Annotated in this window: 27 protein-coding genes; 13 read left to right on the top strand and 14 right to left on the bottom strand. The window is 43.5% G+C overall.

What is annotated here, in order from left to right; translation table 11 throughout:
* Positions 1-140: 140 nt before the first annotated feature.
* From VME0621_RS03885 to VME0621_RS03865, 5 genes are all read right to left on the bottom strand, one after another.
* Complete coding sequence (locus VME0621_RS03885) at positions 141-590, bottom strand: PTS sugar transporter subunit IIA (RefSeq protein WP_062455860.1); 450 nt, start codon at positions 588-590, stop codon at positions 141-143.
* Positions 587-1,843, bottom strand: a complete 1,257-nt coding sequence (gene ulaA / locus VME0621_RS03880; RefSeq protein WP_062455856.1) for a PTS ascorbate transporter subunit IIC — start codon at positions 1,841-1,843, stop codon at positions 587-589. The genes VME0621_RS03885 and ulaA overlap by 4 nt, the downstream gene beginning before the upstream one ends.
* Positions 1,844-1,855: 12 nt before the next feature.
* Positions 1,856-2,125, bottom strand: coding sequence for a PTS sugar transporter subunit IIB (locus VME0621_RS03875; RefSeq protein WP_006069230.1), 270 nt, complete (start codon positions 2,123-2,125; stop codon positions 1,856-1,858).
* 296 nt (positions 2,126-2,421) lie between these two features.
* On the bottom strand, positions 2,422-2,907 hold the full coding sequence (locus VME0621_RS03870) for a hypothetical protein (protein WP_038221557.1): 486 nt from the start codon (positions 2,905-2,907) through the stop codon (positions 2,422-2,424).
* A gap of 157 nt (positions 2,908-3,064) precedes the next feature.
* Positions 3,065-3,277, bottom strand: coding sequence for a hypothetical protein (locus VME0621_RS03865; RefSeq protein ID WP_006069228.1), 213 nt, complete (start codon positions 3,275-3,277; stop codon positions 3,065-3,067).
* A gap of 241 nt (positions 3,278-3,518) precedes the next feature.
* On the opposite strand from VME0621_RS03865, the gene VME0621_RS03860 reads away from it, so the two are divergent.
* The 3 genes from VME0621_RS03860 (at position 3,519) to VME0621_RS03850 (ending at position 5,608) form a co-directional block, all read left to right on the top strand.
* The gene (locus tag VME0621_RS03860) at positions 3,519-4,349 is read left to right on the top strand and encodes a hypothetical protein (protein ID WP_062455853.1); all 831 of its coding nucleotides are present in this window, start codon (positions 3,519-3,521) and stop codon (positions 4,347-4,349) included.
* A gap of 171 nt (positions 4,350-4,520) precedes the next feature.
* A complete protein-coding gene (locus tag VME0621_RS03855; RefSeq protein ID WP_062455850.1) occupies positions 4,521-5,150 on the top strand; it encodes a 3TM-type holin in 630 nt (209 codons plus the stop codon).
* Positions 5,144-5,608, top strand: coding sequence for an N-acetylmuramoyl-L-alanine amidase (locus VME0621_RS03850; protein ID WP_062455847.1), 465 nt, complete (start codon positions 5,144-5,146; stop codon positions 5,606-5,608). Before VME0621_RS03855 ends, VME0621_RS03850 begins: the two co-directional genes overlap by 7 nt.
* A gap of 15 nt (positions 5,609-5,623) precedes the next feature.
* Here the strand turns inward: VME0621_RS03850 and VME0621_RS03845 are convergent, their stop codons facing one another.
* From VME0621_RS03845 to VME0621_RS03825, 5 genes are all read right to left on the bottom strand, one after another.
* Positions 5,624-6,610 (bottom strand): helix-turn-helix transcriptional regulator, encoded by a 987-nt coding sequence (locus VME0621_RS03845; protein WP_062455844.1) that lies wholly within the window; start codon positions 6,608-6,610, stop codon positions 5,624-5,626.
* Between the two features lie 171 nt (positions 6,611-6,781).
* Complete coding sequence (locus tag VME0621_RS03840) at positions 6,782-7,735, bottom strand: LysR family transcriptional regulator (RefSeq protein WP_062455842.1); 954 nt, start codon at positions 7,733-7,735, stop codon at positions 6,782-6,784.
* Between the two features lie 71 nt (positions 7,736-7,806).
* Positions 7,807-8,547 carry a DeoR/GlpR family DNA-binding transcription regulator gene (locus tag VME0621_RS03835; RefSeq protein ID WP_038221555.1) on the bottom strand — a complete coding sequence of 247 codons (741 nt, stop codon included), beginning with the start codon at positions 8,545-8,547 and terminating at the stop codon, positions 7,807-7,809.
* Between the two features lie 94 nt (positions 8,548-8,641).
* Positions 8,642-11,065 carry a formate C-acetyltransferase/glycerol dehydratase family glycyl radical enzyme gene (locus VME0621_RS03830; protein WP_062456540.1) on the bottom strand — a complete coding sequence of 808 codons (2,424 nt, stop codon included), beginning with the start codon at positions 11,063-11,065 and terminating at the stop codon, positions 8,642-8,644.
* A gap of 5 nt (positions 11,066-11,070) precedes the next feature.
* The gene (locus VME0621_RS03825) at positions 11,071-11,970 is read right to left on the bottom strand and encodes a glycyl-radical enzyme activating protein (protein WP_062455839.1); all 900 of its coding nucleotides are present in this window, start codon (positions 11,968-11,970) and stop codon (positions 11,071-11,073) included.
* A 163-nt stretch (positions 11,971-12,133) separates the two neighbouring features.
* Between VME0621_RS03825 and VME0621_RS03820 the strand changes: the two genes are divergently transcribed.
* Positions 12,134-12,808 carry a fructose-6-phosphate aldolase gene (locus VME0621_RS03820; RefSeq protein WP_062455837.1) on the top strand — a complete coding sequence of 225 codons (675 nt, stop codon included), beginning with the start codon at positions 12,134-12,136 and terminating at the stop codon, positions 12,806-12,808.
* 90 nt (positions 12,809-12,898) lie between these two features.
* On the opposite strand, the gene VME0621_RS03815 is transcribed toward VME0621_RS03820, so the two are convergent.
* Positions 12,899-13,429, bottom strand: a complete 531-nt coding sequence (locus tag VME0621_RS03815; RefSeq protein WP_062455835.1) for a dihydrofolate reductase family protein — start codon at positions 13,427-13,429, stop codon at positions 12,899-12,901.
* Positions 13,430-13,516: 87 nt separating this feature from the next.
* On the opposite strand from VME0621_RS03815, the gene VME0621_RS03810 reads away from it, so the two are divergent.
* The 7 genes from VME0621_RS03810 (at position 13,517) to VME0621_RS26505 (ending at position 19,166) form a co-directional block, all read left to right on the top strand.
* A complete protein-coding gene (locus tag VME0621_RS03810; protein WP_062455832.1) occupies positions 13,517-14,086 on the top strand; it encodes a TetR/AcrR family transcriptional regulator in 570 nt (189 codons plus the stop codon).
* A gap of 41 nt (positions 14,087-14,127) precedes the next feature.
* Positions 14,128-15,354, top strand: coding sequence for an L-2-hydroxyglutarate dehydrogenase (gene lhgD / locus VME0621_RS03805; protein ID WP_062455829.1), 1,227 nt, complete (start codon positions 14,128-14,130; stop codon positions 15,352-15,354).
* A gap of 67 nt (positions 15,355-15,421) precedes the next feature.
* On the top strand, positions 15,422-15,877 hold the full coding sequence (locus VME0621_RS03800; RefSeq protein WP_062455826.1) for a GNAT family N-acetyltransferase: 456 nt from the start codon (positions 15,422-15,424) through the stop codon (positions 15,875-15,877).
* A gap of 4 nt (positions 15,878-15,881) precedes the next feature.
* Complete coding sequence (locus VME0621_RS03795) at positions 15,882-16,301, top strand: N-acetyltransferase (RefSeq protein WP_038226292.1); 420 nt, start codon at positions 15,882-15,884, stop codon at positions 16,299-16,301.
* 67 nt (positions 16,302-16,368) lie between these two features.
* Positions 16,369-17,532, top strand: a complete 1,164-nt coding sequence (locus tag VME0621_RS03790) for a MalY/PatB family protein (protein ID WP_062455823.1) — start codon at positions 16,369-16,371, stop codon at positions 17,530-17,532.
* 155 nt (positions 17,533-17,687) lie between these two features.
* Positions 17,688-18,839, top strand: a complete 1,152-nt coding sequence (locus VME0621_RS03785; protein ID WP_038226295.1) for an arginase family protein — start codon at positions 17,688-17,690, stop codon at positions 18,837-18,839.
* 174 nt (positions 18,840-19,013) lie between these two features.
* On the top strand, positions 19,014-19,166 hold the full coding sequence (locus VME0621_RS26505; RefSeq protein ID WP_006069207.1) for a hypothetical protein: 153 nt from the start codon (positions 19,014-19,016) through the stop codon (positions 19,164-19,166).
* A gap of 62 nt (positions 19,167-19,228) precedes the next feature.
* Here VME0621_RS26505 and VME0621_RS03780 read toward each other — a convergent pair whose 3' ends face one another.
* Entirely contained in the window at positions 19,229-20,761 is a 1,533-nt protein-coding gene (locus tag VME0621_RS03780; protein ID WP_062455820.1) for a phospholipase D family protein, read from the bottom strand.
* 206 nt (positions 20,762-20,967) lie between these two features.
* Between VME0621_RS03780 and yddG the strand changes: the two genes are divergently transcribed.
* Entirely contained in the window at positions 20,968-21,882 is a 915-nt protein-coding gene (yddG, locus tag VME0621_RS03775; protein WP_006069205.1) for an aromatic amino acid DMT transporter YddG, read from the top strand.
* Positions 21,883-21,904: 22 nt separating this feature from the next.
* Here the strand turns inward: yddG and VME0621_RS03770 are convergent, their stop codons facing one another.
* Together VME0621_RS03770 and VME0621_RS03765 are read right to left on the bottom strand one after the other, a co-directional pair.
* Complete coding sequence (locus tag VME0621_RS03770; protein ID WP_062455817.1) at positions 21,905-22,585, bottom strand: cation efflux transmembrane domain-containing protein; 681 nt, start codon at positions 22,583-22,585, stop codon at positions 21,905-21,907.
* A 177-nt stretch (positions 22,586-22,762) separates the two neighbouring features.
* A complete protein-coding gene (locus tag VME0621_RS03765; protein ID WP_038221630.1) occupies positions 22,763-23,641 on the bottom strand; it encodes a LysR family transcriptional regulator in 879 nt (292 codons plus the stop codon).
* Positions 23,642-23,821: 180 nt separating this feature from the next.
* Between VME0621_RS03765 and VME0621_RS03760 the strand changes: the two genes are divergently transcribed.
* Positions 23,822-24,403, top strand: coding sequence for a class I SAM-dependent DNA methyltransferase (locus VME0621_RS03760; protein WP_006069202.1), 582 nt, complete (start codon positions 23,822-23,824; stop codon positions 24,401-24,403).
* Positions 24,404-24,478: the final 75 nt, after the last annotated feature.

The following is a 24,478-nucleotide window of genomic DNA, read 5'->3' as shown; positions in this document are numbered from 1 at the left end:
GAGTTTTATGAGGACTCATATTGCTGACAATCTTCACTCTAGAACTAGAACTGAATGTACAAAAAAAGACCTATATGAATAGGTCTTTTCAATCTAGCTACTTTAAATTTAAAAGCATGCTTAACGCAACTTTTAAACCCTTAGTACTTTTTAAGAATTTCCACGATAGCGGCTTCATTATCCGCGGCGATGATGGCGTCCACGTCTTCATCGTTTTGGAACAGTTCTGCCAACGCCATGATAGTTTGGATATGGCTATCAGAGTCCATCGCTGCCAATGTGACCGAGAAGTAGACGTCGCCGTTATCTTCTGATTCTAAGTCAACACCATTCTTAAATACCGTGATTTGAAGCGCTTGCTCATTCACGCCGTCTTCTGGACGAGCATGTGGCATGGCGATTTTTGGAGCTAGTACATAGTAAGCACCAATTTCTTTGTGCTTAACCTTAATTGCTTCCAAATAACTTGGCTCGACCTTACCTTGTTCAATCAGCTTTGAACATGTGATGTCTAACGCTGCGTCTACGCTTAAGTTCGTTTCGTGAGAGATAACGATGCCGTTATCTCCAATTAGATTCATGATGCTCATGATACAATCCAACCTAGAATCAGACCAACTACACCGAAGTCGAAGTCAGCGAACGTCGTTGCTTCAAGACCTAGGCCACCTAGTACTGGTAGTAGTAACATTGGTAGGAACGAGATACATAGACCTTGAGTGAATGCACCTAGAACTGCGCCGCGAAGACCACCTGTTGCGTTACCATAAACACCTGCCGCACCACCTACGAAGAAGTGAGGAACAACACCTGCTACGATAATGGTCCAGTCAAACATGCCTTGGATACCCATTGCTACAAGACCTGCTGAGAATGAAGATAGGAAACCAATCAGTACAGCGTTAGGAGCAACTGGGAATACCATAGGACAGTCTAGTGCTGGTTTTGCACCTGGTACAAGTTTGTCTGAGATACCCTTAAATGCCGGTACAATTTCAGCAATCAGCATCTTCACGCCTTGCAGTACGATGTACACGCCACCAGCGAAAGTCAGAGATTGCATGAAGGTGAATACTACCCAGTTTTGACCACCTGAAACACCTTCTACAAACTCACCGCCTGCAAAGATAGATGCAATCATAAAGAACACAGCCATAGTTGTTGCAACAGCGACAGGCGTATCACGCAAGAACATAAGGCTCTTTGGAACATTAATGTGCTCAGTTGATTTTTCTGGGTTACCAAATTTGCTACCGATGAAGCCAGCAACGATGTAAGACAGTGTTGAGAAGTGACCCATTGCTAATTGATCGGTACCCATAACTTTCTCAGTATATTTCTGAGCTAGAGCAGGCATAATGACCATTAGAGAACCAACAATTATTGCACCCATCGCAACTAGAGTCGCACCTGTAATACCTGCTGTTGACAGAATAACTGCAACTAGCATAGACATAAACATAGTGTGGTGACCAGTTAGGAAAATATATTTTAGCGGTGTGAAACGAGCCAAAAGAATATTAACGATAAATGCGAAGAACATAATTAGTGCCATTTCATAACCGAATGCTTCTTGTGCTAGAGCAACAATTGCTTCGTTATTTGGAATAACACCACTTACGCCAAATGCTTCTGTAAATACAGTGGAGAAATTATTTAGTGCGCCAACTAAAGCGCCAGCACCAAAACCTAAAATTAGGAAACCCATTACGGTTTTAATAGTGCCTTTTAGAATAGTTGAAACATCAGCTTTCTGTGCAACAAGGCCAATGAAAGCTATTAAACCAACCATGATTGCGGGCTCTTTTAATAAGCCCAGCATAAACTCGAAGAAGTTAGCCATTATACTTTTTCCTTAGATGAATTTTTTTAATTGCTCTTCAATTGAAGCTTTGTCAAAAATATTCGCTAGGCTAACAATATTCTCTTTACCAGCGTCTGCTAATTGCGTTGCAACATCAGTAGCTGCTACCCAAATATCAGCATTGCTTGATGCTGCTGATGATAGATCTTCATGATCAACTTCTGCATCTAGACCAATTTTCCCTGCTACTTCTTTAACTGCCATTTCCATCATTAATGAAGTACCAAGACCGTTTCCGCATACAACCATTATCTTTTTCATATCGTCATTCTCTGTAGAGTTATTGAGAAGGAGGCCGTTCACCTCTCTATTGGATTGAGTGCATCATAACGAAAAACAGGAGGGTTGCCATGGATCCAAATCACAAAATCAAGTTGACCTTATGATCTGGATCACAGTATTGGCGGAGTAATATCGATTAAAACTTGAGCGCTAATACTTAAGGGTTATTTGTGGATTTAATAGGATGGTAGCGATGAAACATCACAAGAGAAATAATGTGATCTGTGTATATGAATAGATTTTCACTTGTTTATAATTGGTAGGGGACGATGTCATTACTTACCATAATCAGTGAGCATTTTCTTAAGGAGCTTATTAACGTCCTTGGTCTTTTTATTTCTTTTTGTAAGAGCACTTAATGAGGTTGGTAGCTGCGGTTTATCGGAATCTTCGACTGTATCTTCGGCTTTATCTCTCAATTTCTGTACCGCAGGTAAAAGCATGCGAACTTCATCACCGAGTTCATTTTCCAATACGACAATGTTATCTGACTCAACTTGAATAATAGTTAACAAACCATGGTTGGGTGATTGAATAGTTTCACCAACCATTGATGATTGAACTGGAACAGAGCGGTCGGTAAGTTGACCACTTCGAAGCTTAGCGGCTGTAATTGAACGTATATTACCGGTGTTTTCAAACGCAACAATGACGGTATGTGTATTGTAGTATTCCACAACAGTAACATAACCATGCTTTTTAGTTTCAAATCTCGCACCTATTTGCATATCTAATGGTGCGTCCATTTTTTTTATTAACATTTAGTTTCCAGTGTACAAACTTTTTAATTTCACTTAGCTAAGTATACACCCTAGATTTTTCAATATAAATATTTGTATTAGGCTAGTCACCATATTAGTTAAGGTTTTGGGCAACATAAGGACTTAAAGGCAACCATTAAATGCCGCCTTAGATCCTCTAGCGATCTTCTGTTGACTGTTTTTCCTTCAAGGCGTTAGCTGCGTAGCGAACTGCGAACACACACAAAAGCATCATAATAAAAGGAATGGACGCCAAGGAGATTTCTAGCCAAGGGAAGTCGGTGAAGTATTTTGAAAGTAACAAGTGGGAAATGATGTTCAGTAAAGCAATCACTATTGCCACCACGAGTAGTTTCATCTCTTTGTTCATCCGATTTTCCTGCTGAGAATGATAGTTTAGGAGAGGCGCTATGGTTTCAAGCATGAGGGCGTTATTGTGCCACAAGGAGGACAGCGTTTGTCGTGTTCATGATCTCGTATTCTCAAATTGTAGTAACCGCATTTAATCATCAGATGAGAGTGGTTAACGTTCCCTAACGTAGGCATTTAGTTCGCTCGATTAGCTATGTTAGACTCGCCACGAAAGGACGAAGTTTAAAAAGGAAGATAGATTGAAATCTGGTTTAATATCATTTCTTGCATTTGTGCCAGTGTTAAGTCAAGCAAGTACCTTGTGTCACCAAGAAGAAAATTGGTTAGCGGGATGCGAGCTTCGTAACGATAAGGTTGTTAGTTTCTGTACTGATAAAACAGGGTTAACGACATATCGTTACGGTAAACCTAACAACATTGAGTTGACTATAAAGGAACGCCAGCCAGGGACAATGAAGACACTGAGTGAAGGGTATTCACGAGGAGCTGCTTCGGAGTATCAAGCTCAAAATGGCCGTTATACCTACACTTATACTGATGGGCTTTATGGAAGCAACGACGCAACCTATCTCTTAATGGAGCTCAATCATAGAGGATTTGAAATTGCTGGATTAACTGAAAACACGCTGTCTCATCATACCGTAGACAAATCGCTTACCGTTTCTCACGATTCTAAGGGCGAACTGGCCAGCATCAAATGCGATGACGACAGCCATTTTTATGGAGAGCCCGTTGGACGAAGTGAATACATTCATATCCTCCGAAATGTAACGGATGAATATCGCTTACCATTGGCGGACTTGCCTCCTCAATGTCAGTCTGATGCCGCATCTTGTGTAAAACTGTATGAGGACTTCAATCGAGATTTCATTTTTGTTCAGTTCCAATCTATCGATCAAAGTAGTTTTGTGAATGACAAAGCGTATTTAATCAAAATGGCAACGGGAGATATTAGTCAGGTCACAATGCAAACTCTGTCATCGTCAGATGAGACTCTGATGAAACCGCTGCTTTATCTTACTGTCGATGCAAAACAGTTGGTGGTTAGCCTAGAAAGCGAAGTACGTTAGTAACTCTTCAGCGCTACTCAACTAATTGTCCCTAGTCCTAGGTAACATTTCATCCTCACACGTGAATACGGTCGAAAAATCTCATACTTCACGCGACGTCAGTGTTCTAGTTGTCATTATAATTTCGCTACCCAACGTTTTGATGTGTAAAGGAATAAGGAGAACTTGAACATGTGGAGTCAGATCTGGGGATTTGTGACTGGTAATGCAGCTTCGATAGTTGAGCAGGTAGAATCTGCCGTAGATGATTACTTCTATACGGATGAAGAAAAGAGAAGAGACAGCGTCTCAGCACAGAAAAATCGCACAAAGTTTAAAGCACAAATGGCGGCGATTACTTCACAGTTAGCACATAATGAACAGCGCTTTAAAGTTCAACTAGAACAGCTAATCGCAGAGCGCGAAAAACAAATCCACGATACCTACCGACGAGAAATCAGTGCCTCGAAAGATGTCATTGTCGCCGAGCTTCACCAATCCGATCTTTACACTAAGCGAGCAAGGCCAACAGTGATTTATGCGGGGCTTTTGTTTGTGTTTCTAGAGCTGCTTGGGTTGAGAGTAGCGTTACTTTCCCACCTTGAAGCGAGCTCGGCCGTCATTGAAAGCTCTACGGCAATATTATCGGCATTTCTGTATATGTGGGGAACAGTAGCGGGTGCCTACGCATTAGGGAGAAGTGCCGAAAAGCGCGGCATCTCTAATTCGGTTACGCGATTGGTAACCGGTGCTTCAAAAGCACAAAGTGACAACTCCGCTAAAACCCTTGAACAGAGAGTGAAGGAGCAAATTACGTGGTAACCATAGTGTTGCATTGTTCTGATTCTCATTTTGGTAATGCTGCGCTCATTGCGAAATGGCATCTGGCGAGAGGCTGGCAAGGGATTGGATATCATTACGTGATTTTGAATGGTTGGCTGAGCGCCAAATCTTATCATCCTTGCTATAACGGCCACATCGAAACTGGACGAGCGTTGAATAGCGATTCCTTGGTCTCTCCTTTTGAAGTAGGTGCTCATGTGAAAGGGCACAACGCTCAATCTGTTGGGATATGCTTGATTGGTCGCTCTGGTGTGTTTACCGATGAACAGTTGAACGCAGCGTTGTCGATTGTCTATCAACTAGAGAGACAGTTTGGAGAGATAAGAATTGTTCAACATAGTGAGCTTGATGGAAACAAACCAGAGTGTGCGGGTTTAGATATGGTTCGTTTCCAAGCTAACCTTCGACGTTATAAGTGGATAATCAACTCAAACTGACACACCGTCAGGTGGTTATAAGGGGCGGATAGCAATACGTGAGGGAGCAATACCTGTCATTCGTTTAAAGGTGCGTGAGAATTGCGATATGCTGGCAAAGCCTACGTTAACCGCTACGCGAGATACTGCCTCACCTCGCTGCAATTGCTCCATCGCCAGATCTAAAATCAAGTTATCTCGAAGTTGTCGAAACGTGATGCCATGCTCTTTAAGGCGACGCTGTAATGTGCGCTTACTAATACTGATGACTTGTGCGGCACGTTCAAGATCAAACTTAACTTCCAAAACGTACGGACGCAGAGCACTGTATATTTGACTGATAGCGTTGTAATGAAAGCTCTCGTTTTCTTCGGGCTCATCATTAAAACCGTTACTCTCTTTATTTATTTTCACCAAAGATTGTACAAATGATCGTTCGATAACGAGCCCGCAAGTTGGGCGAGCTTGAACAAATTGAATCGTTTTTGGGAAGCATGCAGTAATGTCGTCGCTACATAGTGACTGTAAGTGAACTTGCTTTGGCATCCAATCCGCAGTTGTTAGTGCTCGTACTGTCTCAATCATTGCCCAAAGACTAAATACTTCAGACCATACGAACGTAGCGTGCGCGGTATTGTTTTCTTTGTAGCGAGAGAACAATAAGTGCTTGCTATAAGGTTTTAGTTCAATCTTAGCTTGAGGTAACTGAACTTGAAGTGCTTGTATGGTCTGCAGCAACGCATGTTCTAGTGTAATGTCCGAACTGATATTATTGAGTAACTGAGGAACGGTATGTTCGCGCAGTGCAACACGCATGATCTCTGTTCCTATTTTTGGCCCGAGTTGTTCATAGCTAAGTTGAACTAAGCGAATTACCGCTTGCTGAGGGAGGAACGTTGGCTCAGTTTGTTCGAACTCGGTTGGCAATCCTGCAGAGGAAATAAAGTTGTGTACATCGACATCGTGATGACGTAACTGAGACAAAATGCTGGTGGCGTAGTTGCTATAAACAACAGGAATCATAATTTCTCCTTTGTATTCATTTGCAGTAAGTGAAAGATCAAAAAAGAAAGCTGCGATTAACTCAACCTTGTATTTAATAGCGCCATCGAACGTTAATAAGAATAGCGAGAGATGGGTATTTCGACCAATGATAAATGTGGATTAAAGATATGCGTAAAACGTATATCACTGCTAGGTATCTGATACTGTGATCTTTTCCGCCAGGGTTTCTAGCATGAGCGATTTAAACCATATATGCGCAGGGCTGCTCAGTGTGCGGCGATGTTCGATAAGATAGATATTGACTAGGTAATGCCTATCACTAAACGACTTAATAACTCTCAAGTTAGACGTTTTCTCGAACGCTTTAGATAAGGCGTGGCTTGAGATCATTAACCTATCCGTTTCTTCCAGTGACTCAATTAATGTTGAAAGTTGCCCTGATTTCAATGCGATATTTCTTGATAGGCCTTGATTAGCAAGCTCTATGTCAATTGGATTGAGATAATGCTGAGTCGAGCGAACATCTAGAGACAGATCGACAAATTGATATTCTAAGCAATCTTTAATGCTGATATTTCGTTGATCCCGTAATGGGTGGCTATCTGAACCATAGATAACCGGGTAAGTGCTACCAATCTTCTCGCAATGGTACTCTTCACTCTGAATTACTTCTTCAACGTGAATTGAAAAATCCACTTGCCCGTCTTTTAGTAGCTGAGCAGGGTCGAGGGAAGAGGGATACTCTTCAAGGGAAACGTTGGGAGCGACTTCTTTGATTGCTTTAGCTAAAGGAGCGGTGAGAAATCGGCTCATTAGCGGCGGTACAGAAATTCGAAAGGCGCGTTCACATTGACTGGGTGAGAAGGTTAACCCGTTGAGCAAGGTATCGATGGAGAGCAGTATTTTGTCTAGTGCAGGCTCCAGTTCAAGTGTTTTGGTAGTGGGTTGTAGGCCATTGGATTCGCGGTAAAACAAAGGATCGTCAAAAAGTGCTCTCAACCGAGAAAGGGTACGACTCATCGCTGGTTGGGAGAGGTAGAGCTTTTCAGCCGCTCGTGACACATTGCGCTCTTTTATTAGAACGCTAAGTGATACCAGCAAATTTAAGTCTATTCTCGATAGTTCCTGCTCAAGAGTCTTCATATCTTCCTTGCTCACCATTTATTACACAAAAGCATATCAGTACTAATACTATTGCTTTTGAACTAATATCGCTAGCCGATAATGACCTCGACGTGCTTGGACCGCAAATGTTTAACCATGTTTTCTGGTACTGCGTCATCAGTCAACAAAATGGAGATTTCGCTGGTGTCGCCAATCGATGACGGAAAGATCTGCCCGAACTTGCTGGAATCGGTTAAGACGATATTGCGGCGTTTCTTCTGGATGATAGTATCGGCAATGTCTGCACGCATCATATCGCGACTGGTGAAGCCGGTATCAATATCAAAGCCATCGATACCTAAAAAAGCAGTACTAAAATGAATGTTCTCAATGCAAAGCTTGGTTAGTGGTCCAACTAAACTTTCACCTTGATGTTGGTAAACACCGCCTAGCAAAATGATATTGGCTGAGGTATGACGAACGAGATGCGCGATGTAGGCCGAAGGAGTTATGATGGTGACATCACCCCTTTCTGCTAGTGTACGAGCAAGTAACGCATTGGCACTGCCGCCTTCGATAAGCACCGTTTCATTAGCTGCAACAAGAGCAGCAGCCTTGTTGGCAAGCTGCTGTTTTATATCGAAATGCACTTCAAGGCGCGAGTCGATGTCATCACTTTGCAAGGAAACAGCGGCACCATGAACTCGTTTTAAGTAGCCGTTTTGCTCTAGATAGTTGAGGTCTTGACGTATGGTCACACCGGAAACACCAGTGAGCTCAGAGAGGTCGGTGACTTGCACTCGTGTCCTGTCGTTCACTAAGTTTAAGATTTCAGACTGTCTGGAATTCATTGAGGCCCCGGGCGTTACGTAAATCAATAAAGAAGAGGGCTAGTATAGCCCTCTTTCGTTTCAATTTCATTTGAAAGTGGTGATTTGAAACTTGTTACAAGTCGTGCTCGGTACGAGCGATGATGTCATCCTGCGCGTCTGGAGATAATGCAGTAAAGAACGCTGAGTATCCTGCAACGCGAACCACGAGATCACGATACTGTTCAGGATTGCGTTTGGCTGCTAATAAGGTGTCTCTCGATACGATATTGTATTGAACGTGCCACCCCTTATGATGATTGAAGAAAGTTCGAATCAACATGGATAGCTTCAGTTTGTCGCTTTCCGACTGCACAGCAGCAGGAGAGAGTTTCTGATTCAACAACACGCCTCCAAGAATCTGATTTGCTTGGATTTTGGCCACTGAGTTGTACACAGCCGTTGGTCCCAAACGATCTGAGCCAGACGAAGGGCTTGCTCCTTCAGCAAGTGGAGTTGACGCTTTTCTGCCATCAGGCGTTGCCATCGTCGAGGCTCCGAATGGCACGTTAGCAGAGATACTAGAGGTCCCCGCATAGTACCCACCACCAATCGGGCCTCGTCCATGTCGGGTATTAACGAATTGTTTAAGCTCATCAATGTAAACTTGATACGCTTGCGCTAGTAGATGGTCAACAGCGTCATCGTCGTTGCCATATTTAGGCGCAAAGTTAATCAACTGGTGGCGCAACTGTTCTTGTTGTGAGCCTTCAAAGTTCTCTGCCAGCGCTTTCGCCAATTCCGGCTGGCTGATCTGCTTTTCATCGAACACCAGATGCTTGATGGCTGCCAAGCTGTTACCTAAGTTTGCAATACCCACTTGTAATCCGGATATCCAATCATACTTCGCGCCGCCTTCCTTGACGGTTTTGCCACTTGGTAAGCAGTGATCAACCAACGATGAGCAAAAGATATCGTGCGCCTGTTGTTCCAGCACAGAGTCGACAACGGTATCAATTTCAATCGACTTTCTGGTGTAGTAGCGGATTTGATCTGCCCAGCTGTGCATCACTTCATCCATACTAGCGAAATTGTTTTTCTCCAGTGATTTAGCGTGAGGTAAGAAGCACTCGCCAGACGTGGCGTCGACACCTTCATTTAACGCGGCCAATAGGATTCGAGCAAAGTTAATAAAGCTCATACCGGTGCAGCGATAACCCCACTTACCAGGGACCGCGGTTTCAATACAACCAATCGACGCATAGTTGTAGGCATCCTCTCGCTCGACCCCTAGTTTTATAAACTCAGGAATAACGATTTCATCGTTGTTAAACGCTGGCATACCAAAGCCACACTTAATGACTTCGATACAACCCATTAAGAACTCGTGATTCAGGCCTTCGTGATAGCGAACACTCAAGTTAGGCTGCGTGGAGCGGAGTTGGCCACATGACTCAAGAATTGCCCAAGAAAGTGGGTTGACCGCATCCATTGACACTCCTTTCTCATCAAGCTTTTGACCGCCAATACAGACGTTTTGATAAAGTGGAGAACCAGCCGAGGCTTTGGAATGAGCCCCTGAGCGTATTTTGTTGACTTCCAGCAGCTTTAACCAGCAGCTTTGTAGTAGTTCTGTTGCAAAGCTAGGTTGTAAGGAGCCATTGTTGATATCGGTGATGTAGAAATCATTAAGATATTGGTCCATACGACCAAATGAAACCGAGTGACCGTTTGATTCGATTTGCAGCATCAATTGCACAAAGTAGCTTAGCTGTAATGCTTGCCAGAAATTGCAAGGTGGGTGGTAAGCAATGTGTTCACAGTTTGCGGCAATGGTTTCAAGCTCTAGTTTGCGCTGAGTATCCGACTCCTTTTTCGCCATGCTCAGTGCCAATTCCGAGAAACGCAAAATATGTTGCTGAATCGCGCGTAATACAATATCGACCGACTTATAAAACTGCTCTTTCTTAAGTCCTTCATAAGTGGAAATATCGTTATTTAAACGGTGGTCGTCCACTTCGGTAATGAGTCCATCTAAACCAATGGCGAGAATTTTCTCGTTATCGACTGCTAGGTGAGCGTCACCGGATGTCATATTACCTTCGGCTTTGATAATGGTCGTTGCCAAAATGGCTTGTTGTTCATCGGTGAATAAACCATAGCAACGATCCTTTACCGTTTTACCCCGCCAATATGGGGTAAGGGCGTGAATAACGTCTTTGTCTTGCTCGGTGACAGCAAAGCCCGCTCCTGGTCGGTCAGCAAGCTCATCAATCTCTGCTTCAATCCAACGTACGGTGTACTCAGGGAAGATAGGCGCCGCTCTCAGTTTGCTGGCTTGGTTGCCCACAATTAGCTCGTTATTATCGATCCAAATTGTGCGTGTCGCTAAATGTTCTTCCAGTGCTAGTGCACGTTGGACGATAACAGGCTTGTCTTCATTCTGCTGGTAGACTTTGGTGTATGCTTGCGCACGCTCGGTACAAATAGGTGGCGTAATAATATTAACCAGAGCTTTCTTATGTTCTTGAATACGCTTAGGTAAGTAATTGAGTTCCATAGTCATTAGCCTCTTACAATCACGTTGATACGTGGATACTGCTTGGCGTACTGTTGCGCGTATTCAAGCAGCTCGGGGTTGTTGAGTGGTTTGTCGGAGCATAAATAGGGCATGTCCAACAAACGGTATTTATTGATGCCTAGTGTGTGATAGGGCAGCAGGTGTAGTTCGGTGCAGTTTTCGATATCAGCTGCGAAATCAATAATGTCTTCGAGCTCTTCGGGAGAGTCATTAAAGTCTGGGATTACGGGTACACGAATGATGATTCGTTTTGCAATAGGCGCTAGTTTGTGGAAGTTGCTCTTAATACGTTTCAGTGAACCCTGTGCCCAGTCCAAGAATTTTGTTTCATTGGTGTGTTTAAGATCGGTTAGCCAGCAATCAATATAGGGCGCTGCTTGTTCAATGTTTTTCCACGGTACATGCATACACGTTTCTACAGCTGTATTTACACCTTCGGCTTGGAGCTGCTTGGCTAAGGATGCCACTAAATCCGACTGCATTAATGGTTCACCACCAGAGAAAGTTACCCCGCCACTACTTTGATCATAAAACGGCTTATCCTTCATTAAGGTATCGAACAGCATTTTTTGCTGAGTATCTTCTCCACACACGGTTAACGCTTGTGTCGGGCACACATTTCGCAAAGCAATGATTTGTGAATCATCAAGGGTATCTCTGTTTATCTTGATGCCTTCTGGTGTAGCTTCAATTGAAGGGCAAGCGTCCGAGCAGCGATGACAGTCACTTAAACAGCTGCGTTTATCGAATAGCACAGAATGCTTAGCACTGCGACTTTCTGGGTTTTGGCACCAGGGGCAAGCCAAGCTACATCCTTTGAGAAACAGTAGGCTTCGAATACCATCACCATCATGAGTAGAGAATCTTTGGATATTAAAATACATGTGCCATCCAATCTTTCATTTTAAGAAGTTATATACTTTCATTAAATGAAACTTTAGCTCTTCATATGAAGATTGTCTTGATCAAAATCAAGATCCATCAAATTGGCAAGATCTATATTGTTGGTAACTTGATAATGTTCAAATAAAGGTTTGAGAATAGAAGATGATTGAACTCTACTTAGATACGGCGGATGTCAGCGAGACCGCACGTTTTAACCAATGTTTCCCGTTAAAGGGAGTGACCACCAACCCGACGATTGTCGCTAAATCTAAGGTGGGGCTCACGACGACACTTGCTAATATGAAAGAAGTATTGGGTGATACAGCGCGTTTTCACGCTCAAGTGGTGAGTAAAGATCCTCATTCAATGTTAGCGGAAGCAAAGAAGCTAAGTGAACTTCCTTACGATATGGTGATAAAAGTTCCCGCTACGGAGGCAGGGTTAGCTGCTATTAAGTTAATGAAACAAGAGGGTATTCAGGTTCTAGCTACAGCAATATACACGGTGCAGCAAGGATTCATGGCTGCATTGTGTGGCGCCGATTATCTTGCGCCTTACGTTAACCGTATTGATGCTATGAATGGTGATGGCGTTGCAGTGGTTCGTGACCTTCAATTGCTGATCGAAAAACATGGACTTTCAACAAAAATCCTCGCTGCAAGCTTCAAGAATGTCCAGCAGGCGATGGATGTGATGAAGTTGGGGATTGGGGCAATTACTTTACCAGTTGATGTGGCGGCGCAAATGTTCTCGCATCCAGCCATTGAACCAGCAGTAGCACAGTTTGATAAAGATTGGTCAGAAGTGTTTGGTGACAAGCTTTCATTTGAAAGCTAGAAACTGAAGCGTCGCATTCTGAACGCACTTATTGTTGCTATAGTAAGCATTGAGGTGCTAGATAAGCCATCTAGCACCTTTGGCAAATGGTTACGCTCTTACGTATCGGTTTTTAACTATACAATCAAGGTAACGATCTGCTGACACATGCTTGAATTTCAGGGGCTTATCGAGTTCACCGAACAATGAAATGCCGCCACCAAGAAGGGTTGGAATGGTGGTGATTATCATCTCATCAATTAGATCTTCCGCTAAGAAACTCTGAATCGTCTTACCGCCATCAATGTAGAGGTTTTTGTAGCCTTTCGAGTTCAAGTCACTAACGATGTCGCTTAGCTTACCTTTCACCAAAAAGACTTTGTCTTCATAGCCTTCAGGCACTTTAGTAAGTGTATTACTTAACACAAATACTGGCTTAGAGTAGGGCCACTCAATACCAAAACTCAGAACGATTTCTAGAGTGTTTCTGCCCATGACGAGCCCATCAACTCGGTCCATAAACTCCGCAAAACCAAAATCTGAGCCCTCAGGGTTTGGCACATCATGTAGCCAATCGAGACCGTTATTTTTGTCTGCGATATAGCCGTCTAGACTGGTTCCGATGTATACGATATTTGCCATTATTGAGACTCCGCTATTTGATATTAAAGGTCATTTTGCTATAATTCTACAGTGTAGAAATTAATATTAGTTTAGCTAGGATCTTTTATGACTGTCAAGGCCAAAAAAAGGGGACGTCCAACTAAAGGTAATGTCACGCTGAGCAAAGAAGTGATAGTGGAAAACGCAAAGCGCTTGATGCAAATGGATGGAAAGATCCCAAGTATCAGAAGTCTAGCTACTGAGCTGAATATAGATGCGATGGCCATCTACTATTACTTCAAAAACAAGGATGAGTTGCTAGAAGCTGTAGCAGTATCTTTGGTTGAGGGGATATATCTGCCGGAGGAAGGACGAGAATGGCAACAGGAGTTACAGCAACTGGGTTGGAGTTATCTTGAGCTATTGGGACAATATCCGGGCTTGCTAGAAACACTGTTCAAGATGAAAACAGCAGGACCCGCTAATGTATTTATCAGTCGGTTCAATCAAGTTATTGAGGAACTTGATCTATCTACGACAGAGAAACAAAACGCAGTGAGTCTGCTTGCGGATTATTTGCATGGGTTCGCATTCTCTATGCAGTTTTCCGAGATTAACCAGCAAGCGAAATACGACATTTATCAGGGGTCAATAACGCTGTACTTAAAAGCTGTGACACCTTCACTTTCCTCCTAGCAGCCAGCGGAGTAAGGTAGTCAATATCGAGTTTCACAAGGATGAGAGACATGTACGACTTTATTGTGGTTGGTGGTGGCATTGTAGGTGTATCAACCGCATGGCAGCTTAAGCAGCGTTATCCCGACAGTTCTGTTCTGGTTGTGGAAAAAGAATCGCATGTGGCGCAGCATCAAACCGGACACAATAGCGGCGTTGTTCACGCAGGTGTTTACTATCAACCCGGCAGTTTAAAAGCGGATTTCTGTAAGCGTGGTCTTAAAGCGACGATAGAATTTTGTCATCAACACCAAATACCCGTTGAAAACTGTGGCAAGCTACTTGTTGCGACCTCTGAGCTAGAAATGCAACGGATGCAGAGTTTGTATCAACGCTGCCTACAAAATGGAATTGAGGTCGAGCTTATCGATCAAAAGCAGTTAGCAGCGTTAGAACCCAATATATTGGGATTGGGAGCTATTCGAGTGACCGAAACTAGCATTGTTGATTATCGAAAGGTTACCGAAGTGATGGCACAGCAATTTTCGCTATTGGGTGGTGTAGTGCAGCTATCAACGTCTGTAAAAGCGATGCAGGAGTATGACGACCATGTGACGTTAACCTGCTTGCAAAACGGCGTTTTGAACACTCTTAAATGTCGACAACTAGTGGTTTGCGCAGGTTTAATGGCGGATCGAATGGCCACTATGATAGGTATTAAAACCGACTTCCAAATCATTCCTTATCGCGGTGAATACTATCGGCTTGCTGATAAGCATCGTGATGTTGTTAACCACCTTATCTATCCTATTCCCGATCCCGAGCTACCTTTTTTAGGTGTTCACTTAACAAAAATGATCGATGGCTCTATTACTGTTGGCCCTAATGCAGTGCAAGGTTGGAAACGAGAAGGTTACGGCTCATTTAACATTAGTTGGCGTGACTGTTGGCAAATGCTGACATTTTCTGGGTATTGGAAAGTTACGTTGCAGCATTTAAGGGCTGGATTGTTTGAATTCAAAAATTCCATTTGGAAGCCCGGATACTTAGGGCTAGTGCACAAGTACTGTCCGTCGATTGTCTTGGATGATCTTAAACCCTACCCCGCCGGAATTCGTGCGCAGGCCGTCAAAGCAGACGGTTCGTTAGTGCATGACTTTTTATTTGCTCAAACTTCTAGAAGCTTGCATGTCTGTAACGCACCTTCTCCGGCAGCGACATCGGCCATACCGATTGGTGAGTATATTTGTGACAAGGTAGCGCAGCAACTTGTTGATTTTAAGCTGTAAAGCTTTAGTCATGAATGGTCTGCATACTTAACGATACCTTTCTCAATTTGAATAAGTGAAAGTTGTTATGACCATAGAAATCCGTATTGCCCGCTCTGACGATCTGCCTTCAATACTGCCTTTGTTTTGGGATGATAAGCCCGAATTAAAGCAAGCTTGCGATGGGCAAATTACTGACGATATGTATCGGATATTTGACCATTTTGCGACATCTAAGGATCATTTCCTGTATGTCGCTACTATTGATGACAACGTCGTTGGGACGTTGCAACTGAGTTTTATTCCTCAATTTACCTATAACGGCGAAATACGAGCTAATATTGAAGGCGTGTTTGTCGCAAATCATGCTCAAGGAAAAGGTGTAGGGGCTACTTTGGTTGAGTTTGCTATTGAGCAATCTAGATATCAAGGGTGCAAGATAGTCCAACTTGTTAGTAATCAAGTTCGCGAACGTGCCCATCAGTTTTATAAGCGTCTTGGTTTCGAGAAAAGTCACTACGGATTCAAATACTATATGGAATAGGTCAATGATCAGAGAGTTTAGCGAAGAAGATTTAGACAGTGTGTTAAAGATTTGGCTCAGCGCGTCAGTAGAAGCGCATGATTTTGTTGAGCCGCTATTCTGGCACCAACGTGTAGACGATATGCGTAACAAATACCTTCCGAACTCAGATACCTTTGTATATGAGCGAGCTGGACGGGTTTTGGGGTTTTATTCTTTGGTAAATTCTAATTTAGCGGCCTTGTTTGTTGACCCACAAGCACAAGGCGACGGCATTGGGATGCGTTTAATAACGGATGCCAGAGAGAAAAGCCAGGCGTTATCCCTGTCTGTGTATAAACACAACTGTCGTGCAATAGGCTTTTATCATCGTTGTGGTTTTAGCATTGTTGATGAAAGCCTTGACCCCCACACAGGTCACATTCAATTGACAATGTCGGGCTAACTGTCTGGTTCCCTGAATATCAACGAGTTAAACTGTTTCTCCAACGAAATGGACGGTGAAATAAGCAATGTTTAACTTCGATGAGATTGTAGAGCGTAGAGGTACCCATTCGGCCAAATGGGATGAGATGGAGAGTAGTTTTGGTGTTTCTCCTGATGAAGGGTTACCCATGTGGGTCGCTGACATGGATTTTAAAGCGCCGCCTGCCGTCAATCAGGTTTTAATGGAAGCCGCGGATAACGGGGTTAATGGTTACTATGGTGATGACCATCGCTATAGAAATGCCGTTATTACTTGGATGAGTAAACGACACCAATGGAGTGTTCAGCCTGAGTGGATAGTAACCTGTGCAGGATTGGTACAAGGTACGGCATTCTGCGTTCAGGCGTATAGTAAGCCTGGCGATGGCGTTATTTTGTTTACTCCTGTCTACCATGCTTTTTCGCGCGTTATCAATGCCAATCAACGAGTTGTGGTAGAGAGTCCGCTAGTACAGGAAGGCGGTCACTACAAAATGGATCTACCAGCTTTAGCGGCTAATCTTAATGGCCGAGAAAAGATGGTGATCTTGTGTTCTCCTCATAATCCCGGCGGCCGTGTTTGGAGTGCGGATGAAATCCGTGAGGTGGCCGAGTTTTGTGCTCAGCATGACTTGATATTAGTAGTGGATGAAATTCATCATGATCTGGTTTTCCCTCCTAATAAGCACATTGTGGCAACACTTGCAGCCCCTAAACATGAACAGAATATGATCATCCTTGCGGCGACAACTAAGACATTTAACATAGCTTCCGCTTTGACCGGTGCCGCCATCATCCCAAATGAAACGTTGCGAGCGCAGTATACGAGTGTTCTTAATGCTGCCGGTGTTGGTCCTAACCGCATCGGTATGCTGATGGCAACGGCCGCTTATGAACAGGGTGAAGCATGGTTGGAAGCGCTGGTGGAATACCTGGATGAAAACCGTCGTATCTTTGATGAAGCGATTAATGCTATTGATGGATTGCAATCTATGACTTTGCAAGCGACGTATTTATCGTGGGTAGACTTTTCAGGTACAGGTTTAACCCCTGATCAAGTGATTGAAAAAGTCCAGAGCGAGGCAAAAATCGCTGCGAACCATGGTTCGTCATTCGGTACGGGCGGTGAACAGTTTTTGCGATTTAATCTAGCAACACCGAGAGCGCGAGTGGTAGAAGCCATTGAGCGACTACAGCGAGTATTCGCTTAGCCTGATATCACTAAAATGGTGGCGCGACTTACTATTGGTAACCCTGATACCAGACGACGTGTCAGGGTTACTTAAGTAACATACCCCTTGCTACTGGTTTTGCCATAACAGAGTCGCTAAAGTGATGATGTTCAACAGAAATGAGAGGCAATACCATGTCTAATGTTAAGAAGTGGCCAGCAATTGACCCAGAGAAAGTTGCTAAATATAAACATATTTGGGAAAACGTATCGGCAGCAGATAACCTTGATCCTGAAGTAGCGGCTTACTTAGCTCGTGTTAAAGAGCAAGGTGGTGGCAAAGGTATCGAGCAGATGAGTTTCATCAATAAAGATTACCTAGGCTTCTATCAAGCGCCGTTCTCGCAAGATTTGGATAACACTGATGTTGTTATCTATGGAATGGGTATTGAGAAATGCTCTCCAACTGGCTCTTCTCACAAGTTCGCACCACAGCGTCTACGTCACCTAAGTAAAATGGGGATGGGAACGGTTGGTGATAACGGTGAAATTCCATTCGAATGGTGCCGCGTTTCTGACTATGGTAACTGGGACAGCTTAGGTCAATTTGAACTAAAAGCAGAAGTCGAGCAGTTAACCGAGCTTCTACACCACATGGTGGTCGAAAAAGACTGTACTCCACTGATTTTTGGTGGTGACCACACAATCCCATATCCAACGATGCGTGCACTTGGTGAGAAGTATGGTCCTTTGCGAGTGATTCACTTCGATGCACACTATGACTTGTCGACACGTGCAGACTTTGATTACCCGTACACATCAGGTCACTGGTTACCAAAGCTTTACTCTGAAGGTCTAGCGGACCCAGAGCGCACGGTACAAATTGGTATGCGTGGTCGTCAAACGGCATTAGTAAAAGGTAATCATATTGCATTCGGGACTACAGGTTTCACGACCAATGAAGTTTACGAGCAAGGCGTAGACGCTGTTGCGGATAAGATCATCGAGCTTTGTGGTGACGGTGGTCCGGTATACTTTACATTTGATCTTGATGCTCTGGATACTGCATTCTGTCGTTCAAACTCAAGCCCAGATCCGTTCGGCCTTACTCACCTGCAAGTTTACGATATCATTCGTAAAGTAAAGGCATCAGGCAAAGTACGTTTGGTGGGAGCAGATATTGCAGAATACACGCCTGATACGGATCCAACTGACAAAGATGGCATCATTGCTGCTGGTTTTGGTTGGGAACTTCTATGCTGGCTAGCTGAAGAGCGTAAGAGAGAAAACGGTGGTGAGAATCGCCACACAGTTTGGCATCAAGCATTCGGCTCAGTGTCACTGTAATATATTGATTATGAATAGTAAAAACCATCGCTGCAGCGGTGGTTTTTTTATGCCTGCCACAACAAAATAATCTTGTCCAAACGACAAAAAATCAGATTAGTTCAAACGCATCAACTTTGCTTCAATAGCGCCCGAAAGATTGCTGTTAATCTTATTTCCAATTAAGGGTTCAAAATGTTTGCTATTGATGATGTTGTTGTTGCAACAAAAGGTATCGATCTAGGTCAGATGGTTGTTACTGGTTTGAGCAGTGGTGGCTACTACGTTCACGTTAAAGTAGACGGCATGTCTCTAACTTACCCAGCACGTGATCTTAAGAAAGCATAATCACTTTCAAGATTGAGAAAAAAGGTAGCCAAGGCTACCTTTTTTAGTTTTTATCCCATCCATTAGAGCTGTTCTTCAATGGGTAGTATGCCACTGAACCACGCGCCCATTTTGCGCCAGACACTAGCATCAGGCTCAGAGGTGAGTGTTTTACCTGTTGAATGATCTATCCAAACCACATCACCATCCTTGACGGCAATCTCATACGCAGTAGTAGGTATTTCTCGCATAATTTCATCATAGACTTTTTGTGCGTATTCTGGCTGTTCAACAACGACGCCCATTTCCGTATTCAAGTGCGCGGAACGTGGGTCCAAGTTCATTGAGCCTACAAAGATCTTGGTTTTGTCGATAACCATGGCCTTGGTGTGCAGGCTTGAACGGCTACTCCCTGTCAGGCTCCAGTTCTTTTTGATTTCTGCATGAGATTTTACTTCCCATAGTTGCACGCCGCCTTCCACTAAATCTTTACGGTATTTGGCATACCAACCGTGAACGGCAAATACATCATTGGAAGCCAGTGAGTTCGTTATAATGACAACTTCTAGGCCATCCTTGACGGCATTCACCAAGTCTTGGGTACCACGCTCTGTGGGAACGAAGTAGGGTGAAATGAATATTAAAGAAGTTTTTCCTTCTTCCAGAACGGCATTCAAGCTATCGATTAAGGTACTTTGTTTGCTGTCCGGTTTATTTGGCAGGTCATACAACAAGTCGCTTTCTCCCCAATACAAATCAATGGTTCCATTGATTAGATCGGTATAAAGAGGCAGCTTAGCAAAGTCATAAACACCGCCTGAGAACTTCGCTTCTAACCCTAGACTTTTAACCCAAGTTTCTACATCTGCGTCAGTGTAGTGTTCCATTTGAGGTGTTATCCATTCGATAGGGACGCTGTAATCACTATTCCAATAAAGATCAAATTGTCGATTTACTTGTCGAACCGATTTCCCAACCATAAGCAGATCTAAATCGGCAAACTCAACCGTTGATTCGATGGAGTAGTATTCGTTGCCAACGTTTCTTCCACCAACAATGGAAACCACACCATCTACGGTCAGTGACTTATTGTGCATTCGGTGGTTGAGTCGCTCAAAATCACTAAGCATCGCGATGCCACGAGCCGAGCGTAAGTGATGCGGATTGAACATACGTACTTCGATATTTGGATGACTGCTAAAGCGCACTAGATCATTGTCGTTGTACTTTTGCATGTCATCCAGTAGCAACCGAACTCTAACTCCCCGTTCTGCTGCTTCGAATAGACGCCAAGCAATTAAGTTGCCGGCCTCATCATCGCGGAAAATATAGTATTGAACATCAATGCTAGATTGTGCTGTTTCAATTATCGCTAGACGAGCAAGCAGTGCATCATGACCTTTGTCTAGTGGATAGAAGCCGGTCTCAGTGGTCAAGGAGTGCGAGGCGACCTCTCGTGAGAAATAGTCGTCCAAACGTGTGGGTGTGTCGTTGATGATTGTGAAGGACGGGGATTTTTCGTACCTCGATGGATCAATGCTTGATGATACACACCCACTTAAGGCAATAATCAGTAAAACAGAAAACAGGTTTTTTATAGACAAAAAATTGAGCATAGTTAAAGTGTTACTTTAAATTGTGATTTCCTAAAAATGCAGAGCGAGTTTAGCCACTTCCATTGGCAAATGCACTGTATCCTCAGGCTTTTGACTGATATTTTTCACACTTGCTTAATCTAAGGTTAATAGAAACCCGCTCAGTTGCATAGCAATTGCTGATATCAGTTTATAGAAAATTAGCTGCCATTATTTAAGGAGAGATTATGGCTGGACTTGGTTCAAACAAATACACGCTGTTTGGAGTTGCCGCAATATTATTGTGGAGCACGTTAATGGCATTGACTCGTAATATTGCCGAGTTGTTTGGGCCAATTGGTGGGGCAGCGATGCTGTACACTGTGAGTACCATTTCACTTGCTATGGTGATGGGGGTTCCTAAGTTATCAGACTTCAATCGTAAATATCTGTTACTAGGTGGGGCACTTTTTGTAAGCTACGAAATCTTCTTGGCTCTCGCGCTAGGAATGGCAAATGACCGTCATCAAGCGATGGAAATGGCGGTGATCAACTATCTGTGGCCAGCCCTAACGGTATTGCTTGCCGTTGTATCGACTAAACGCAAAGTCAGTGCCCTGGTGTATCCAAGTGTATTGGTGGCTTTTGTTGGCGTCGCATGGTGTATTTCGGGGGACTCTGGTCTAGCGTTGTCTGTACTTGCAGCAAATATTGCGACGAATCCGATTACCTATTTTATGGCATTTAGTGCGGCGTTTATTTGGGCATTTTACTGTAATATCACTCCGAAAATGAGTAATGGGAAGAATGCCATAGTATTATTTTTCGCCGCGACAGCCATCACCCTGTGGATTCAATATGCATTCAGCTCTGAAAGTGGAATGACATTTACGCTCTCATCTGTATCAACATTATTGATATCGGGTGTAGTCATGGGAGCGGGTTATGCACTGTGGAATCAAGCTATCATTGGCGGAAATATGGTGCTTCTTGCGACCTTCTCTTACTTTACGCCAGTATTTTCGACGATCTTCTCTTCATTCTATTTATCGGTTGCTCTAGGCGCTTCATTTTGGCAAGGCGTGGCATTAGTAACGATAGGGTCACTTGTGTGTTATTGGGCCACCAAAGAAAAGCCAGAGCATGAAAATGCTCCGGCTTAAATAAAGTTATATTGAATTTGAGTTAAGCGTTAGATGTTGATACTTGCTTACTTTGTGGGCTAGAAAGCTGTTCACATGCGTCCTTTAACATGACGGCAGGCACCTTAATAAAATACGCTGAGATCAAAATCATCATCATTGGGTCAGCATAGACGCTGTATGCAGCGAATGGCGATTGCTCTAGTACCCAAGCTGCAATGAAGCCCGTCATTACAGCGACACTTAACATGGTGTCCATTTGCCATTGTTTTGTTTCAGCATCAATAAGATTTGAGTTAAGTGCTACGTTTTTCTTAGCGATATACCACCATGAAAGCGCACATCCGATAACGTTAAACAGTCCAAATATGGTTGCAATAGAGGTATCTACTGGACGGCCACCACCAAATATTGCTGTTACTGCGGAATACAACGACGCCAATACAATCAGTAGAATTACAGAAGCTTTAATGGCGATCACGGTACCTTCAACTGTCGTACGACCGTATTTGGCAAGCGCGCTGTTTGGCTTTTTCAACTGTGTCGCAGCAACCAGCGACAATAAAGTTAACAGTAGGCTGACTAATGAGTACACACCATCAAAAGCGATAACTAATGAGCCCATCACCACACCGACAACAAGTCCTGCGATAGCAAAGCCTGTTGCAATAATGGCTGATACTGTCAGAGTTTTTGACTCATTATGTGGATTATTGGGATACATACGATTTACCTTCTTTAAAATCTGTATCCATTGTTGAGCTAGGCTGGTTATCTTTCAAACAAAAGTTTGCTAAACATGACTTGAAAATCTAATGGTGTGAATTAATTTTATGAAAATCAATATATTAGAACGCTTTTCTGGTGGCAGGAATATTGACGCTCACTGATGGTACTTGGCTTAGAAAGCAAACAAGTATTCACTGACTTGGTCTGCAAGCCAAATCATCGCGGGGTGTTCGGACATACCTGCTGAAGTGAACATGCAATAATCTTCTTGTGTTAGACCATAAGTGTGTTTGATGACTGAGAGTTCTTGCTCTCTTAGGTGCTGTCTTATCAGCGGCTCTGGCAGTACACCCCAAGCTCCCTCGGACAGAATCGTTTTCAACATAAATTCAAAGCTAGAAAACCCAATGTACTTTAGTGAGAAAGGCAATAGTTCTGGGTTATCGCGATGATTTAGGTAAGCGAGGGAAACCTGCATAGAGTCGCGTAGAACTTCATCAGAGACACGGGGCAGCTTGGAAAGCTTATTATCGGAACGACATACTGACATCATGCGTATTTTACCCAATGGCTGATAGGCCAAACGAGGGTTTTCAACGCGCTCGAAATCAACACCAAACGCGAAATCTACCTGTTTCTTCTCAACAATGTCGGCTAGGTCCCCTGAAGAAACTAGAACTACATTGAAAGAGATGGCAGGGAACTGCTGATTTAAGTGGATTGAGAAATCACGCCACAAGGTGTCTGGCAGCGAGTCATCATGGGCTATGCGTAACTCGGTGGCAAAATCACCAGAGACTTGCGCACAGGTTTGACGAATGCGCGCCGAAGTAATCAGTAAATTCTCACAGTCTTTGTAGATCGCTTTACCCGTCTCAGACAAAGAGACGTTGTTGCCCGTGCGCACAAACAGTTCGGTATCGAGATCTTTCTCTAGTGCTTTGATTGCCATGCTAAGTTTCGTTCTATTACAGTCTAGGACTCTTGCAGCTTCAGAGACTGAACCAGTGTCGGCCACTGCACAAAATGCCTCTATTTGAGAAAGATTTATCGACATAGCGGTGAAACTACCTGTTACTTAACGGAACAAAAATCATAGCATGTGTGCCAAAGAATACGAAGATAACACTAGGAATTGATTGGTGTTCTGGTTTAATCTATGCCTAGTTATTAAGGATTAAAGTTTGGTGCCTGAGATATCGTGGTACTAGTAGAAATAATGGAGTGAACTATGTCTAACGAGTGGGATGAGTACGCCGCGACATGGGAAAACAACGAAGCAACGGCAACCTTTGCACAAGCCTGCTTCAAAGAGTTAACTGAACTCACGTCACTTAAGCGTAAATCGGTATTAGACTTTGGCTGTGGAACAGGTCTTTTAAGCCAATTGATGTCTCCTGAGACGAAAGAGATTGTGGCATTGGATGGCTCTGAAGCGATGATCGAAGAGTTAGACAAAAAAGGCTTGGAAAACGTTGAGCCGGTCGTTGATCTTTTGACTCGCGGTTTGGTTGCTCAGCACCCAGCATTTCGCAATCAGTTTGATCTGGTCGTTGCGTCTTCGGTATGCGGCTTTTTAGATAACCTTCAAGAAACGGTTAATATCATTTATACGCTGCTTGATGAATACGGTTTATTTGTTCATTGGGATTGGGTGGCAGAGACAGACAACCAAGATTATGGTTTGACACTGAAGCGAGCAAAAGACACGTTGCTTAATGCCGGTTTTGATAAAGTTGACGTTACGACACCATTTGAAATCGATACTGGCAAAGGTGTGCGAAAAGTGCTGATGGCAGTCGCTCATAAGTAATTACGTTTAACGTATCTGAATTTTAAATAGGTGATGCCATTGGCGTCACCTTTTTTTTGCTACAATTCGCATCCA

It is taken from the genome of Vibrio mediterranei, assembly GCF_900088415.1.
GTDB classification, from domain to species: Bacteria; Pseudomonadota; Gammaproteobacteria; order Enterobacterales; family Vibrionaceae; genus Vibrio; species Vibrio mediterranei.
This window is presented reverse-complemented; position numbering and strand designations above follow the sequence as displayed.